This window comes from Pseudomonas sp. NFACC41-3 (assembly GCF_900109505.1).
Taxonomy (GTDB): Bacteria; Pseudomonadota; Gammaproteobacteria; order Pseudomonadales; family Pseudomonadaceae; genus Aquipseudomonas; species Aquipseudomonas chlororaphis.
In genome coordinates this window covers 77,697-92,731 of the sequence record NZ_FOAE01000002.1, presented here as the reverse complement: position 1 = coordinate 92,731, position 15,035 = coordinate 77,697, and the positions used below count along the sequence as shown (strand labels likewise).

General features: G+C 65.0%; 15 protein-coding genes, 1 tRNA gene and 1 pseudogene. 15 read left to right on the top strand and 2 right to left on the bottom strand.

The window, feature by feature from the left end:
• Positions 1 to 183: 183 nt before the first annotated feature.
• The 13 genes from gbpA to gspM all read left to right on the top strand — a co-directional run bounded on the left by gbpA (position 184) and on the right by gspM (position 11,720).
• Positions 184 to 1,677 (top strand): N-acetylglucosamine-binding protein GbpA, encoded by a 1,494-nt coding sequence (gbpA, locus tag BMY68_RS09735; protein WP_085532398.1) that lies wholly within the window; start codon positions 184 to 186, stop codon positions 1,675 to 1,677.
• A 63-nt stretch (positions 1,678 to 1,740) separates the two neighbouring features.
• A complete protein-coding gene (locus BMY68_RS09730) occupies positions 1,741 to 2,262 on the top strand; it encodes a cytochrome b (protein WP_085532400.1) in 522 nt (173 codons plus the stop codon).
• Complete coding sequence (locus BMY68_RS09725) at positions 2,259 to 2,810, top strand: type II secretion system protein N (RefSeq protein WP_085532402.1); 552 nt, start codon at positions 2,259 to 2,261, stop codon at positions 2,808 to 2,810. Before BMY68_RS09730 ends, BMY68_RS09725 begins: the two co-directional genes overlap by 4 nt.
• Positions 2,807 to 4,708 carry a type II secretion system secretin GspD gene (gspD, locus tag BMY68_RS09720; RefSeq protein ID WP_085532404.1) on the top strand — a complete coding sequence of 634 codons (1,902 nt, stop codon included), beginning with the start codon at positions 2,807 to 2,809 and terminating at the stop codon, positions 4,706 to 4,708. Before BMY68_RS09725 ends, gspD begins: the two co-directional genes overlap by 4 nt.
• Complete coding sequence (gspE, locus tag BMY68_RS09715; RefSeq protein WP_085532406.1) at positions 4,705 to 6,189, top strand: type II secretion system ATPase GspE; 1,485 nt, start codon at positions 4,705 to 4,707, stop codon at positions 6,187 to 6,189. Before gspD ends, gspE begins: the two co-directional genes overlap by 4 nt.
• Positions 6,190 to 6,191: 2 nt before the next feature.
• Positions 6,192 to 7,406: a type II secretion system inner membrane protein GspF gene (gspF, locus tag BMY68_RS09710; RefSeq protein ID WP_009045574.1), complete on the top strand. Its 1,215-nt coding sequence runs from the start codon at positions 6,192 to 6,194 to the stop codon at positions 7,404 to 7,406.
• 12 nt (positions 7,407 to 7,418) lie between these two features.
• Entirely contained in the window at positions 7,419 to 7,853 is a 435-nt protein-coding gene (gene gspG, locus BMY68_RS09705) for a type II secretion system major pseudopilin GspG (protein WP_009045575.1), read from the top strand.
• 1 nt (position 7,854) lies between these two features.
• Positions 7,855 to 8,337, top strand: coding sequence for a type II secretion system minor pseudopilin GspH (gene gspH / locus BMY68_RS09700; RefSeq protein WP_085532408.1), 483 nt, complete (start codon positions 7,855 to 7,857; stop codon positions 8,335 to 8,337).
• Positions 8,321 to 8,695: a type II secretion system minor pseudopilin GspI gene (gene gspI / locus BMY68_RS09695; protein WP_009045577.1), complete on the top strand. Its 375-nt coding sequence runs from the start codon at positions 8,321 to 8,323 to the stop codon at positions 8,693 to 8,695. The genes gspH and gspI overlap by 17 nt, the downstream gene beginning before the upstream one ends.
• On the top strand, positions 8,692 to 9,294 hold the full coding sequence (gene gspJ, locus BMY68_RS09690) for a type II secretion system minor pseudopilin GspJ (protein ID WP_085532410.1): 603 nt from the start codon (positions 8,692 to 8,694) through the stop codon (positions 9,292 to 9,294). The genes gspI and gspJ overlap by 4 nt, the downstream gene beginning before the upstream one ends.
• Entirely contained in the window at positions 9,287 to 10,159 is an 873-nt protein-coding gene (gspK, locus tag BMY68_RS09685) for a type II secretion system minor pseudopilin GspK (protein WP_085532412.1), read from the top strand. The genes gspJ and gspK overlap by 8 nt, the downstream gene beginning before the upstream one ends.
• 4 nt (positions 10,160 to 10,163) lie before the next feature.
• Positions 10,164 to 11,246 (top strand): type II secretion system protein GspL, encoded by a 1,083-nt coding sequence (gene gspL / locus BMY68_RS09680; protein ID WP_085532414.1) that lies wholly within the window; start codon positions 10,164 to 10,166, stop codon positions 11,244 to 11,246.
• A 3-nt stretch (positions 11,247 to 11,249) separates the two neighbouring features.
• Complete coding sequence (gene gspM, locus BMY68_RS09675; protein ID WP_085532416.1) at positions 11,250 to 11,720, top strand: type II secretion system protein GspM; 471 nt, start codon at positions 11,250 to 11,252, stop codon at positions 11,718 to 11,720.
• A 13-nt stretch (positions 11,721 to 11,733) separates the two neighbouring features.
• On the opposite strand, the gene BMY68_RS09670 is transcribed toward gspM, so the two are convergent.
• Complete coding sequence (locus tag BMY68_RS09670) at positions 11,734 to 12,450, bottom strand: MOSC domain-containing protein (RefSeq protein WP_085532418.1); 717 nt, start codon at positions 12,448 to 12,450, stop codon at positions 11,734 to 11,736.
• Positions 12,451 to 12,580: 130 nt separating this feature from the next.
• Positions 12,581 to 13,798 (bottom strand): MFS transporter, encoded by a 1,218-nt coding sequence (locus tag BMY68_RS09665; protein WP_085532420.1) that lies wholly within the window; start codon positions 13,796 to 13,798, stop codon positions 12,581 to 12,583.
• A gap of 348 nt (positions 13,799 to 14,146) precedes the next feature.
• Here BMY68_RS09665 and BMY68_RS09660 point away from each other — a divergent pair.
• Together BMY68_RS09660 and BMY68_RS30095 are read left to right on the top strand one after the other, a co-directional pair.
• Positions 14,147 to 14,223 (top strand) — tRNA-Met (locus tag BMY68_RS09660).
• 134 nt (positions 14,224 to 14,357) lie between these two features.
• Positions 14,358 to 14,505: pseudogene (locus tag BMY68_RS30095) on the top strand (tail assembly protein); the annotation flags it as partial.
• Between the last annotated feature and the right edge of the window lie 530 nt (positions 14,506 to 15,035).

Below are 15,035 nucleotides of genomic sequence, written 5' to 3'. Positions count from 1 at the left end.
GTTCCATTCCCTGGCTCGCCGTTTCGTACTCGTCTCATACAAGGCAAAAGCCCCGCTCGGCATCCTAGGCCCCCTTCGAAACCGGGCGCCGCGGACCAGGAACATTCCAGGTCGACTCATTGGGCGGCCGGCATCGAAGAACTCAAAAAAGACTCTTTCACATCCCTAATTCAAGGTGATTCGATGCTTCATAACACCCGCGCCAGCGCCATGCGCAAGCTTCCGTTGGCCATCACCCTCGGCCTGGCTTCACTGGCCAGCCAGCAAGCCTTCGCCCACGGTTATGTCGAAAGTCCGAAATCCCGTGCCTTCATGTGCTCCGCCACCGGCGGCAACCTCAACCGCGATTGCGGCCCCGTCACTTACGAACCGCAGAGTGTCGAGTACTCGCCATCGGTCCAGCATCACTACCCCAAGGATTACTGCTCGGGCGACTTCACCAAATGCGGTCCGGCGAACGGCACCATCCCGGCGGGCGGTATCACCAGCTTCTCGCAGCTCAACGAGCAGACGGCGACCCGCTGGCAGAAAACCACGATCAAGCCGGGCATGAATGAATTCACCTGGCACTACTCCGCCGGTCACGCCAGCGCCTACTACCAGTTCTACATCACCAAGAAAGACTGGAACCCGAACCAGCCGCTGACCCGCGACTCCTTCGAGATGACCCCGCTGCTCAATGAAAACGCCGGTGGCGTGCGTCCGCCGGCCGGTGGCAAGACCAAGCACAAGGTCAACATTCCTGCTGACCGCAGCGGTTACCACGTGATCCTGGCGACCTGGAAAATCGCCGACACCGCCGCCACCTTCTACCAGGCCATCGACGTCAACATCGACAACGATGGCGCGCCGATTCCTGACTGGAAAATCCTCGGTGCCGTACAGCCTGAACAACTGCAAGTCGGCGACAAGGTCAGCACTCGCGTGTTCACCAATGCCGGCGAACAGCAGAACCGCCAGACCCGCCTGAACATCGAGACCGCCGAGCAGGCCAACGCCAACACCTGGCCGTTCCTGTTGGCGGAAAAGGTCAACAAGGCCAATGCCGGTTATGTGATGGGCGAGCTCAACGCCAACAACGAAGTCGTGCCCAACTACGGCAAGAACACCATGTACGCCAAGAACAACAGCGACGTGGTGCGTGTGGAAATCCAGAAAGAGCAGCCGAGCATTCCTGGCGAGCTGAAACTTTCCGGCCTGCAGGCCGAGTACACCTTGAAGGACAACGCCACCGACCTGCACTTCAACGCCATTGCCCAGGGCGGCAAGTACACCATCAGCTCGACGGTCTTCAACGGCAAGAACGAAAGCATTGCTCACGTACAAGCCGAGCCTGGCAACAACACGCCGCACTTCTCCATCCCGCTGCGTAACGTCAGCGAAGGTGAGTACGACGTGGTAGTCGTGGCCAAGCCGGAGAAAGGCGAGCAGCTGCAACAAAGCCAGCGCATCACCCTCAAAGCCGAAGAAGTGGGCGGCGGCGGTGATTACGACTTCGTCTTCCCCAAAGGCCTGACCGGCTACAAGGCCGGCACCAAGGTCCTGGCCAAGGACGGCAACGTCTATGAGTGCAAGCCGTTCCCTTACAGCGGCTACTGCATCCAGTGGAACGCTGGCGCGACTCAGTTCGAGCCTGGCGTGGGCAGCAACTGGAAGGACGCCTGGATTCGCAAGTAATCCATAACCTGACCAACCGCAGCGTGGTGCCCCGGCACCGCGTTGCGGACCTTGGGAATCGACATGAATCACCCTCACTACTCAAGACCGCGCAGGCTGCTGCACTGGCTGTTCGCCGCCGTTGTGCTGTGGGCCACGATCAGCGGCTATGCCAGCGCCCTGTTGCAGCCGCCAAGCTCGGTCCAACAGGCGATCGCCTTTATCAATGTCTCGCTGACCACCCTGCTGGTGCCGCTGTTCGTCCTGCGGCTGTTCTACCTCCTGCGCCATCCCGCTCCGGCGGCGCCCGCCCATCAGAGCGCGGCTGAGCGCAAGCTGGTGCATGCCGGGCATGCCGCCCTGCTGGTCACCCTCGGTACCGTGCTGTTCAGCGGCGTGCTGATGATGTCGCGCCCGATCGACCTGTTCGGCCTGCGGCTCCCGCAACCCTTGCAGGACCCGGCGGCCATCACCTTTTTCGAAGAGCTTCACCATTACAGCTGCATGGCCCTGGCCCTGCTGGTGGCCGGCCATATCGCCGCGGTGATCCTCCACCAATGGCGCGGGCAGGGCGTGCTCAGACGCATGCTGCCCAAACGCCCATGAAAACGCTGCTCTCATGGCGCCCGCGCGGCTCCGGCCAACGCTACCTGCTGCCCGCCAGCCTGGTCGCCCTGGGTCTCTGGCTGAGCTGGCTCGGCCTCGACAGCTGGAGCTACCGGCAAGTCGTGGCGGGCCAGCCGGTGCCGAGCGCGGTACCGAGCGCCAGCGCCGAAAAGCTGCTGCCCGCGCCCCTGGACGATCGCAACATCGCCAGGGTGTTCGGCGCCGTGCCGGTCGAATTCGACAGCGCGCAGGCCAGCCTGCCGCTGGTCCTGCTCGCCAGCCTGCTGGGCAACCAGCCCGAACAATCCAGGGCCCTGATCCAGTACGCCGACAGCCGGGCCTTCTACTCCCCGGGCGAACGCCTGCCCGACGGCACGCTGCTCAAGAGCGTCAACGCCGATCAGGTGGTGGTGCTGCGCAACGGCCGTGAACAGAACCTGCTGCTACCCGGGCGCCAGCTGCGCCTGCTCAGCCCCCAGACAACCCCACCGGAGGTCGCCGACCGAAAAGCCACGGCCCTTCTGCGAGCGATAGAGAACACACCATGAAACTGTCCAAGATTGCAGGCGCCGTGCTCAGCCTCGGCCTTCTTTTGAGTGCCATGCCCAGTAGCGCGGCCCTCACCACCCAGCGCCTGTGGACGCTGAACATGAAGGACGCCGAACTGCGCGACCTGGCCAGCGAAGTCGGTGAAATCACCGGCAAGACCCTGGTGGTCGATGCCCGGCTGCAAGGCAAGGTCAGCGTGCAATCGTCCAATGCACTGGACAAGGACGGTATCTACTCGCTGTTCCTCAGCGTGCTGCGCAGCCAGGGTTTCGTCGCCCTGGACCAGGGCGACCGGGTGCTGATCGTGCCGGCGGTGGAAGCCAAGACCAAATCCAGCGAGCAATCGGGCGATGAGTTCGTGACCCGGGTCCTGGACCTGCGCAACGCCAACGCCGCGGAAATCTCCGGGGTGGTCCGCCCGCTGGTGAGCGACGACGCCTATGTCGCGCCCTCGGCCAGCTCCAACGCGCTGGTGGTTTCCGACAGCGCCAGCAACGTCGAACGCATCCGCCAGGTGGTCAGCGAACTGGACCAGGCCGGCAACCGCTCGTTCAGCACCGTGGCGCTCAAGCACGCCTGGGCCAGCGATGTGGCCCGGACCCTGAACGAAAGCATCAGCCAGACGGGCAACGGCCCCAGCGACGCCAAGGCCGTGGGCGACGCCCGCAGCAACCGGGTGATCCTCGCGGGCTCCGCCCAGGCCCGCCAGCGCATGGCCGATCTGGTCAAGGCCATCGACGTGCCGAGCAATGCCAATGACAGCGCGCGGGTGGTACGCCTGCACCACAGCGATGCGAAAAAACTCTCGAAGCTGCTCGACGGCATCGGCAAGCGCCTGGAAGACGGTAATCGCGGTGGCGGCGAAGGCAAGGGCGGCGGCAACTCGATACTGGTGAGCGCCGACGAAAGCCAGAATGCCCTGGTGCTGATGGCCGACCCGGCGCAACTGAGCATGCTCGATAAAGTCATCACCCAGCTGGACCAGCCACGGGCCCAGGTGCTGGTGGAAGCGGCCATCGTCGAAGTCAGCGGCGACATCAACGAAGCCCTCGGGGTGCAATGGGCGGCGCGCGCCGGCAACGTCGCCGGCGGCACCAACTTCAGTGGCACCGGCCTGTCGATCGGCACCCTGCTGGGTAACGGCAAGGACAAGAACATCACCCTGCCGGACGGCGCCATCATCGGCATCGGCACCAGCAATTTCGGCGCGCTGGTCACCGCCCTGTCCAGCGACTCGAAAAACAACCTGCTGTCCACCCCGAGCCTGCTGACCCTGGACAACGAAGCGGCGGAAATCCTCGTCGGCCAGAACGTGCCTTTCCAGACCGGCTCGTACACCACCGACACCGCCGGCGCCAGCAACCCCTTCACCACCGTGGAACGCCAGGACGTCGGCGTGACCCTCAAGGTGACGCCGCACATCAACGAGGGCAACACCCTGCGCCTGAAGGTCGAGCAGGAAAGCTCGGAGCTGGCCAGCGCCCCGCCCGGCATCACCACCAGCGACGTGATCACCAACAAGCGCTCGGTGAAAAGCACCATCCTCGCCGACGACGGGCAGATCATCGTGCTCGGCGGCCTGATCAAGGACAACGTCAAGACCCAGGTCAGCAAGGTGCCGGTGCTGGGCAGCATTCCCCTGCTCGGCCGGCTGTTCACCAGCACCAAGGACGTCACCGAAAAGACCAACCTGATGGTCTTCCTGCGGCCGACCCTGGTGCGCGGCAGCGCCGATGCCGTCAACGTCAGCCAGCGCAAGTACGACGACCTGCGCAAGCTGCGCGCCAACGGTGACAGCCGCAGCGGCCTGGCCCTGCCCGCCGACTCGCGCCAGTTGTTCGATGCCGCGCCGCAGGATGGGACCCTCGACATTCGCGCCAGAGAGCCACGCCGATGAACCCGGTCGCGCGCCTGCCCTTTGGCTTCGCCAAGCGTCATGGGGTCCTGCTGGAATCCCTGGAAAACGGCCTGCGGCTTTATTGCCGGGCCGACACGCCGGTGGAAATCCTCGCCGAGGTCCGCCGTTGCCATGGCCCGTTGCGGGGCCAGCGGATACTCGACGCCGCACAGTTCGCCGAGTTGCTGGCCGAGCACTATCGCGATGGCCGCGACGACGCCATGCAAATGGCCGAGGGCCTGGGCGACCAAATCGCCGGCCAGGACGACCTGGCCAGCCTGGCCGAGCAACTGCCGCAGATCACCGACCTGCTGGAGCAGGAAGACGACGCGCCGATCATTCGCCTGATCAACGCGATCCTCGGCGAGGCGGTGAAGGTCAAGGCTTCGGATATCCACCTGGAAACCTTCGAGCAGCACCTGTCCGTGCGCCTGCGGGTCGACGGCCTGCTGCGCGAAGTGCTGCGTCCGCGCCGGGAACTGGCGGGCCTGTTGGTGTCGCGGATCAAGGTCATGTCCAAGCTCGACATCGCCGAGAAGCGCATCCCCCAGGACGGCCGCATCGCCCTGCGCATCGGCGGCCATGAAGTGGACGTGCGGGTCTCCACCCTGCCTTCGGCCTACGGCGAGCGGGTGGTCATGCGCCTGCTCGACAAACAGGCCGGACGCCTGAACCTGGGGCGGCTGGGCATGGCCGAGGCGATCCGCGACAAGCTGGAAGACGCCCTGCTGCGCCCACACGGCATCCTGCTGGTCACCGGCCCTACCGGCTCCGGCAAGACCACCACGCTGTATGCCGGGCTCAGCAGCCTGAACAACCAGACGCGCAACATCCTGACCATCGAAGACCCGGTGGAATACCACCTGGCCGGCATCGGCCAGACCCAGGTCAACACCAAGGTCGACATGACCTTCGCCCGTGGCCTGCGCGCCATCCTGCGCCAGGACCCGGATGTGGTGATGGTCGGCGAGATCCGTGACCGGGAAACCGCCGACATCGCCGTGCAGGCCTCCCTCACCGGCCACCTGGTGCTGTCCACCCTGCACACCAACAGCGCCATCGGCGCCGTCACCCGCCTGCTGGACATGGGCATCGAGCCCTTCCTGCTGTGCACCTCGCTGCTCGGCGTGGTCGCCCAGCGCCTGGTGCGGGTGCTCTGCGGCGATTGCAAGAGCGCCGCGCCGGCCGACGCCGCGGCCTGCCGCCAGTTGCACCTCGACCCGCAACAGGCCCCGCTGCTCTATCACCCGGTCGGCTGCCCGGCCTGCCAGCACAGCGGCTATCGCGGCCGCCAGGGCATCTACGAACTGGTGCTGTTCGACGAACCGCTGCGCCAGTTGATCCATGAAGGGGCTGGCGAGGCCGCCTTGACCCACTACGCGCGCCAGCATGCCCACAGCCTGTTCGCCGACGGCCGGGACAAGGTGCTGCAAGGCGTCACCAGCGTCGAAGAACTGCTACGTGTAACCCGGGAGCACTGACCGTGGCCGCCTACGAATACCTCGCCATGTGCAACGCCGGGCGCAAGACCCGTGGCGTGCAGGAAGCCGACAGCGAGCGGCAGGTCCGCCAGTTGCTGCGCGAACGCAACCTGATCGCCCTGCAGGTCAAGCCGGCCCGCGGGCAAAAGGACCGCTCCGGCGCCACGCTGACCAGCAGCCAACGCCTCAGCCCGGCGCAACTGGCCTTGCTCACCCGCCAGCTGGCGACCCTGGTCCAGGCCGCTCTGCCCCTGGAAGAAGTGCTGGCCGCGGTCGCCGCGCAATGCAGCAAACGCGCGCAGCAAAGCATGATGCTGGCGATCCGCGCACGGGTGCTGGAAGGCCATGACCTGGCCCGAGCCATGGGCGAATACCCGCGCGCCTTCACCTCGATGTACCGGGCCACGGTGGCCGCCGGCGAACGCGCCGGCCACCTGGCCCAGGTACTGATGCAACTGGCCGACTACACCGAGGCCCGGCATGCCGCCCGCCAGCAGCTGCAACTGGCCATGCTGTACCCGAGCATCCTGCTGCTGGCGGCCTTCGGCATCGTCGGCTTCCTGCTCAGTTTCGTGGTGCCGGATGTGGTCAAGGTGTTCATCGACAGTGGCCAGCAACTGCCGGTGCTGACCCGCGGCCTGATCGCTACCAGCGACTTCGCCCGGGACTACGGCCTGCTCCTGCTGCTGATGCTCGGCAGCCTCGCCGCCGGCCTGCGCGTGGCCCTGCGCAAGCCCGCCCTGGCCATGCGCTGGCATCAGGCCCAGCTGCGCTTGCCGGTGATCGGGCGGGTCATCCAGGCCAGCAACAGCACCCGTTTTGTCAGCACCCTGGCGATTCTCGGACGCAGCGGCGTACCACTTGTTGATGCTCTGGAGATTTCCGGCGAAGTGGTCGCCAACCAGCAGATTCGTACTCGTATGAAAGACGTGGCACGTGCCGTACGCGAAGGTAGCGGGCTGACCCGGGCCCTGGAACAGAGCGGCGATTTCCCGCCGATGATGCTGTACATGATCGCCAGCGGCGAACGCTCAGGGGAACTGGACGGCATGCTCGAACGCGCCGCCCACCAGCAGCAGACCCAGCTGTCCAACGGCATCGCCATGCTGGTCGGGCTGTTCGAGCCGGCGATGCTGGTGTTCATGGGCGCCAGCGTGCTGGTGATCGTCCTGGCGATCCTGATGCCCATTCTCAACCTCAACCAACTCATCACCTGAAGAGCACACAACATGCGCAACCCTTCCCGCCAACGCGGCTTCACCCTGATCGAGATCATGGTGGTCGTGGTGATTCTCGGTGTCCTGGCCGCCCTGGTGGTCCCGCAGATCATGAGCCGCCCGGACCAGGCCAAGGTCACCGCCGCCCGCAGCGACATCAAGGCCGTGGCCACCGCCCTGGAAATCTACAAGCTCGACAACCACCACTACCCGTCGACCCAGCAGGGCCTGGAAGCTCTGGTGAAGAAACCGGCAGGCATGCCGGCGGCCCTCAACTGGAACCCCGACGGCTACCTCAAGCGCCTGCCCAAGGACCCCTGGGGCAACCCTTACCAGTTCCTCGCCCCGGGTCGCGAAGGCTCGGCCTACGACCTGTATTCCTTCGGTGCCGACGGCCGCAACGGCGGCGACGGCACCAACGCCGACATCGGCAACTGGGAGCCTTGAAGTGCGCAAGCCAATGGCGGGTTTCACCCTGCTGGAGCTGCTGGTGGTCATGGTGATCATCGGCTTGCTGGCCGGCATGGTCGGGCTGGTCCAGAGCGACTCGGGCGGGCAGAAGGCCCGGCGCGAGGCCGAGCGCCTGCAAAACCTCATTGGCTTGCTGCGCGAAGACGCGGTGTTGAACAACCTCAATCACGGCCTGCGCCTGGAGCCGGACCACTACACAGTGCTGAGCCTCGACCGTGGCGGCCAGTGGCAGGCCGACAAACGCTTCAAGGAACACCGGCTGCCCGGCGAACTGCGCCTGAACCTGCAGGAGCCACGAGGCCCAAATAAAGGCCTGGGCCAGGGCAAGGAGCCGCAACTCTGGGTGCTGGCCAACGACCAGATCTCGCCCTTCAATCTACTGCTGGAATACCGCCAGCAGCCGCTGCTGTCGCTGTCCAGCGACGGTGTCGAGGAGGTGCGTCTTGCGCCGGTGCAATAAACAGGCGGGCTTCACCCTGCTGGAAGTGATGGTCGCCCTGGCCATCTTCGCCGTGCTGTCGCTGTCGCTCTACAGCGCCACCGAACACCTGATCGGCAACAACGGCGGCCTCAGCGAACGGACCCTGGCGCAGTGGCTGGCGGACAACCGCCTGAACGAGCTGCGCGCCGGCATGCGCCAACCCCAGAGCCAGCGCCAGGAACCGGTGCGCTTCGCCGGGCGCGACTGGCTGCTGACCAGCGAAACCGCCGCCGCGCCCGACCCGCGCCTGCTGAAGATCGTGCTCGAAGTCTCCACCGACGCCCCCATGCCGCGGCAGCGCGCGCGCCTGGCTGGTTACCTGGAGGCCCGCCCATGAAACGCCGGCAACAGGGTTTCACCCTGCTCGAAGTGCTGATCGCCATGGCCCTGTTCAGCCTGCTCGGCCTGGCCTGCTATCAGTTGCTCGAACGCATGATGCACACCGACCAGCGGATTCATCAGCACGAACTGCAACTGCGGCGCCTGCAACGCGCGGTGGGTATCTTCGAGCGCGACCTGACCCAGGCCATCGCCTACCCGGTCAACGGCAGCTCGGCGCGCCAGGCCCTGATCGGAGAACCCGGGCGCATCCAGCTGGTACGCGGTGGTTGGAGCAATCCCTTGCAGCAGGCGCGCAACGACCTGCTGCTGGTCACCTATCGCTGGAGCGACAGCCAATGGCTGCGCGAGTACCGCAGCCCGGTGGACGGTCCCGAGCTGTCCGGCACTGCCGCGCAACAACTGCTGCTCGATGGCGTCCGCCTCGAACGCCTGCGCTACATCGACGACCAGGGTCAGGCCCACCCCAACTGGCCCGTCGGCCAGGCACCGCTGAGCCTGCCCCAGGCCATCGAGCTGGAACTCGACGCCCCTGGTTATCCCGGCCTGCGGCGGGTGATCCTGCTGCCGGGCTTCAAGGGGCTGGACCATGGTTAATGCCTGTAGACAACGAGGCATCGCGCTGATCAGCGTGCTGTTGATCACCTCCCTGGCGACCCTGATCGTCAGTGACATGCTGGCCCGCCAGCGCCTGAGCCTGATCGGCAGTTCCAACCAGCTGTTGCAGCAACAACTGTGGCAACTGGCGCTCAGCGGCGAAGCCTGGGCCCGTGGCCAACTGCGCGACGACTGGCGCGACGAGCCGGAACCCAAGCGCGTACACCTGGGCCAACGCTGGGCGCACAGCACGCCGACCTTCGACATCGACGGCGGGCGTATCCGCATCCAGCTGCAAGACCTCGGCGCGCGTTTCAACCTCGGCACCCTGCGCACGCCCAACGACCGCATCAGTCGCCTGCGTTATCAACGCCTGTTGCAAGTGCTCGGCCTGCCGCCCCACGACCCCAGGCGCCTGCCGCCGGTGCGTGGTTTCGACGGCAAGCCGCTGGCCTGGAACGACAGCAGCGAATTGATGCGCCTGGAAGGCGTCGACACGACGGTCATGGAACGCCTGCGGCCCTGGGTCAGGACCACGCCGGGGGCGCTGAACCTCAACACCGCCCCGGCCGAACAACTGGCCAGCCTGGGCAAGCTCGACCTGGCCCAGGCCATCGCCCTGGTGCAGGCGCGTCCCGTCGATGGCTACAAGACGGTGCAGGAGTTTCTCGACACCCCCGTGCTGAAACAGCACGAGATCAACAGCCAGGGGCTCGATGTCAGCAGCCGCTATTTCCAGGCGGTGCTGGATGTCGAACTGGGCGACCGCCAATTGCGCCTGATCAGCCGCCTGCGCATCGAGCCGGACGGTCAGGTCAGCGTACTGCAGCGCACCCTCGCCGCCCCTTCCCGTTTTCCGGAGTAACCCCATGCAAGCCTGGCTTTACCTCACCACCGTGACCGTGGACGACGACTCGCCCGTCACCTGGTGGCAAACCGACGGCGAGCCGGTGCACGGCACGCTGCAACAGGCGGCGGTGCTGGCCGGCCAGCGCCTGACCCTGCTGCTGCCGGCGGAAATCGCCAGCCATCACCGCTTCGACGTACCGCCGCGCAGCGGCCGCTGGTTGCAGCAAGCCATCCATTCGGTACTGGAAGAACGGTTGCTGGACGACCCCGAGCAATTGCACCTGGCCCGTGGGCCGTTGCAGGCGCGCCGGCACTGCCGGCTGTTCGTCCTGCAACGCCAGTGGCTGGAGCAACTGCTGGAGCGCCTGGCCAGCCATGGCCTGACGGCCGAGCGCATTCATGTCGATGCCGACTGCCTGCCGGACAGCCAGGCCCTGGCCCTGCGCTGCCACGACCGCTGGCTGATCGGCGGGGCCTGCCAGCAACGCCTGGTGCTCGACGACCAGGCCCTCGAAGAGCTGGCCCCGCTGCTGCCCGACAACCTGCAACGCAGCGAGGAAACGCCCTGGCCGCTGTTGGCCCGGGGCAGCGCGCAGGCCATCGATCTGCGCCAAGGGGCATTCGCCCTGCGCAGCCCGTCGCGCACGCCATGGCGGGCGCTGCTGGCAATCCTGGTCATCGCCTGCGGCGCTCAAGTGGCCCAGGACGTGGGCCATCGCTGGTTGCTGCAACACAAGGCCGCCGAGGTGACCGAGGCCAGCCTGGAACTCTGGCGCCAACGCTTCCCCGACGAGCCCCGGGTGATCGACCTCGCCCGCCAGGTCCAGGCCCGTGCCCAGCTGGCCGGCCAGCCCCAGCAAAGCCTGGCGCGCCGGCTCGACAGCCTGGCCAGCCAATGGACCGGCAGCGATGGCGGCGATACGCGAATCCGCCGGCTGGACTACCAACAGGCGCAAGGCTGGACCCTGCAAGTCAACGCGCCGGATTTCTCCACCCTCGAACGCCTGCGCGAAGCCCTCGCGCAGCAGGGCGCGAATGTGCAGGCCGACTCGGCCGTGCTCGCTCCCGACGGGGTCAGCGCCCGCCTGAAAATCACGGACTAACCCATGACCACCCTTTTCAATCGTTACTCGAACCGCTGGCAGCAGCTACCGCCTCGCGATCGCCTGGCCCTGAAGTTGCTCAGTCTGTTTCTGGCCGTGACGCTGTTCTGGACCCTGCTCTGGAGTCCTCAGCGCCAGGCCCTGCAAGAGGCTGAACAGCAGTTCCAGGAGGCCCTACAGTTGCAAACCGATCTGCTCAAGCTCCCTTCGTCCACCCAGGCCCGCGGCCAACAGGCCAACGGCCGGACCCTGGCCGGCCTGATCACCGCCAGCACGGCCGCGGCCAACCTGAGCATCGAACGCATGGACAGCGAAGAATCCGGACGCCTCAATCTCAACCTGGGCGGCGCGCTGCAAGACCTGCTGACCTGGCTGGACGAGGTGGAAAACCAGGGCGTCAACCTGGTGTCGCTGCAGTTGGAGGTCGACCCTCAGGCCCTGGTCCAGGCGCGCCTGACCCTGGAGGCGAACTGATCGCGCCCGCCGCTCAGCGGGCCGACTCCTCATCGACCCGCTCAGTGCCCTGCAGGCGTGGGCCCCAATCCTCGACCGCCGCCTGCTCGACCCGGCGCTCCAGGGTGCGGCGCCAGGAGGGCACCAGCGGTAGCTCCAGGCACAGGCGAATCTCCTCCAGTGCCACCTCGCGGGAAAACAGCACCGCGCTCAAGCGCGACAGCGGCCACTGCTCGAAGGGGCGCTCGACCTGCTGCAACATGTCCCCGGCGCTCAGGCTGCCCGCCTCCAGCACCCGGTAATACCAGCCGGTGCGCCCGCTCTGCTGGACCCGCAGCGACATGTCTTTCACGGCAAAGCGGTCATTGAGTTTCCAGCACGGCATGCGGCCCTGGGACACCTCCAGCAACACGCTGCCGACCCGGACCCGGTCGCCCAGGCAGACGTTCTGCTCGGTCCAGCCGTGGCTGCTGAAGTTCTCGCCAAAGGCGCCCGGCTGCTCCAGCAACGCATGCGGCCCCAGCTCGGCGGCCCAGGCGGCGTAATGCTCGCGGGGATAGTGATGAATGGCTTTCTCGGTGCCGCCATGCACCCGCCGGTCGCCCTGCTCGTCTTCCAGCAGGCCCAGGGGACCGACCTGCAGGCTGCCGGCGCGCGGGGTCTTGGCGATCGCGCTCATGGACCCCGGCCGGCTGTAGGCCACGGCGCGGCCAGTCAACAGGGCATCGAGGGTTATACGCTCAGGGGTCATGACCTTACTCCATGGTTTCAGCGGAGAACGGATGTTCCCGGCAGATCAACTCACTGTCGGCAGCTGCCAGCGACTCTTCGGCCAGGCCCAAGCTCGGCACATCCCGGGCCCTTTCGCTCAAGGCATGCACTCAGGCTTTTCGGGTCCGCGGCAGGAAGATCGCCAGCAGGCCGAACAGCGGCAGGAACGAGCACAGGAAGTACACGTACTCGATGCCGTGGATGTCCGCCAGGTGGCCCAGCAATGCCGCGCCGATCCCGCCGAAGCCGAACATCAGGCCGAAGAACACCCCGGCGATCATGCCGACATTGCCCGGCACCAGCTCCTGGGCGTAGACCACGATGGCCGAGAACGCCGACGCCAGGATGAAGCCGATCACCACGCTGAGCACGCTGGTCCAGAACAGGTCGACATGGGGCAGCAGCAGGGTAAACGGCGCCACGCCGAGGATCGAGAACCAGATCACCGCCTTGCGCCCGATCTTGTCGCCGATCGGCCCGCCGAAGAAGGTCCCGGCCGCCACCGCGCCGAGGAACAGGAACAGATGCAGCTGAGAGCTGGCCACCGACAGGTCGAACTTCTCGATCAGGTAGAAGGTGAAGTAGCTGGTCAGGCTGGCCATGTAGAAATACTTGGAGAACACCAGCAGCCCCAGTACCACCAGGGCGCTGAGCACCCGCCCCTTGGACAGGCCGTGGGTCGCCGCCTGGCCCTGCTTGAGCTTGAACAGCTTGAGGTGGTTGGCGTACCAGCGGCTGATGGCGTAGAGCAGCGCCACGGCGAACACCGCCAACAGGCCGAACCAGGCCACATTGCCCTGGCCGAAGGGAATGATGATGGCCGCCGCCAGCAGCGGGCCGAAGGCCGTGCCGGCATTGCCGCCGACCTGGAAGGTCGATTGCGCCAGGCCATAACGCCCGCCGGAGGCCAGCCGCGCCACCCGTGAGGCTTCCGGGTGGAAGGTCGAGGAGCCGACACCGATCAGCCCCGCCGCCAGCAGGATCAAGGCAAAGCTGCCGACCTGGGACATCATCAGAATGCCGATCAGGGTGCAGACCATGCCCACCGGCAACAGGTACGGCTTGGGATGGCGGTCGGTGTAATAACCGACCCACGGCTGCAACAGCGAAGCCGTGAGCTGGAAGGTCAGGGTAATCAGGCCAACCTGGGTGAAGGTCAGGCCGTAGCTGGCCTTGAGCATCGGGTAGATCGCCGGCAGCACCGCCTGGATCAGGTCGTTGATCAAATGCGCCAGCGCCACCGCGCCAATGATGCGCAGCACCAGGGGGCTGCTGTGGGAAGGCGCGGGAGTCGCCACAGAGGCGGACTGAACATTGCTGATAGCCATGAGAGTTTCCGTACAGCAGATGGATGCGCAGTTGCAGGGGTGGCCAATGTGCCATTTTTCGGTGCACCGAGGCTATCCCCTTAGCTTGCTAACGACTTGAATATTTTTCTTGATGCGCGGCACGGCAAAACATCGAAGCCTGCGTTCAGCGGCACGGCCGACGCAAACCGGCCAATACGGTGTAGCGACTAAAACGCGGGCCAGGGTTCACGGCGCGTTGCGCGTGCAATCGCAGGATGCGCTGGCGGCTACAGGAGGGAATTGGATAAACGGTTGATAGCGTAGATAATTTTTTTTATAAAAAGCGCTTGACGCCTTACCGTTCTACGCGAATAATGCGCGCCACTTGGCTACATAGCTCAGTTGGTTAGAGCATAGCATTCATAATGCTGGGGTCCGGGGTTCAAGTCCCTGTGTAGCCACCAAGTACCGATCCATAGATGGCTACAGCAGTCTATGAATCATCTCAAGAAGCCCGCCTAGTGCGGGCTTTCTTGTTTCTGGCTGTATCTCCCTGACGCCCCCCCTCTGCACCTTCCCTCCTTATATCTTGCTGTGTGCACTACCCGGGAACCTGCCGAGTTATGCATTTGGAATGCTCGCGGAACACCACTGCGAGTGGCAACAATGTCCTGATCCCCATCGGTAAACGCAGGTGGGGTGACATGATCATTTCCACATCAATCTACGCCGAAGACAAAACGTAAGGCCGATCGCCTAACGCTTAAAACTCACTTGGGAGCGTGGTAGCTTCCACGCTTCTTTGAGTCATAAATGGAAATAGGACTATGCGATTAATCGGACTGCTAGCGCTTTCATCAATATTCCTTGCCGGTTGCTCTACCTCCCCAATTTCTTCCAGCCTGGCTGACCCAGTGCCAGCAGAAAGACTTTCAGCGTATCAAAGCAAGCCATCTGGGCAGTTCGGAACGTTGATCGTAACTCACGATACAGGGTTTACGGGCGCTGCCTGTAACACTCTGTTTTACATCGATGGCAAGAAGTCTGCCGAGGTAGGAAGTGGCGAAACTGCTAGATTCTTGATTCCTGCCGGCGAAAGAATCATCGGAGTGAACTCCACCTCAATGTGTGGAAGTGGGCTGAAAGAGCGATCCCTCGTCATGGAGCCGGGCGGCACCAAGAAGTATCAGATCTCGATCGACACAAGCATGAGTATGGACCTCTCGCCTACCGCATTCTAAGGTGAGGTAGACCATATGGTCTGTATCGAGCCATG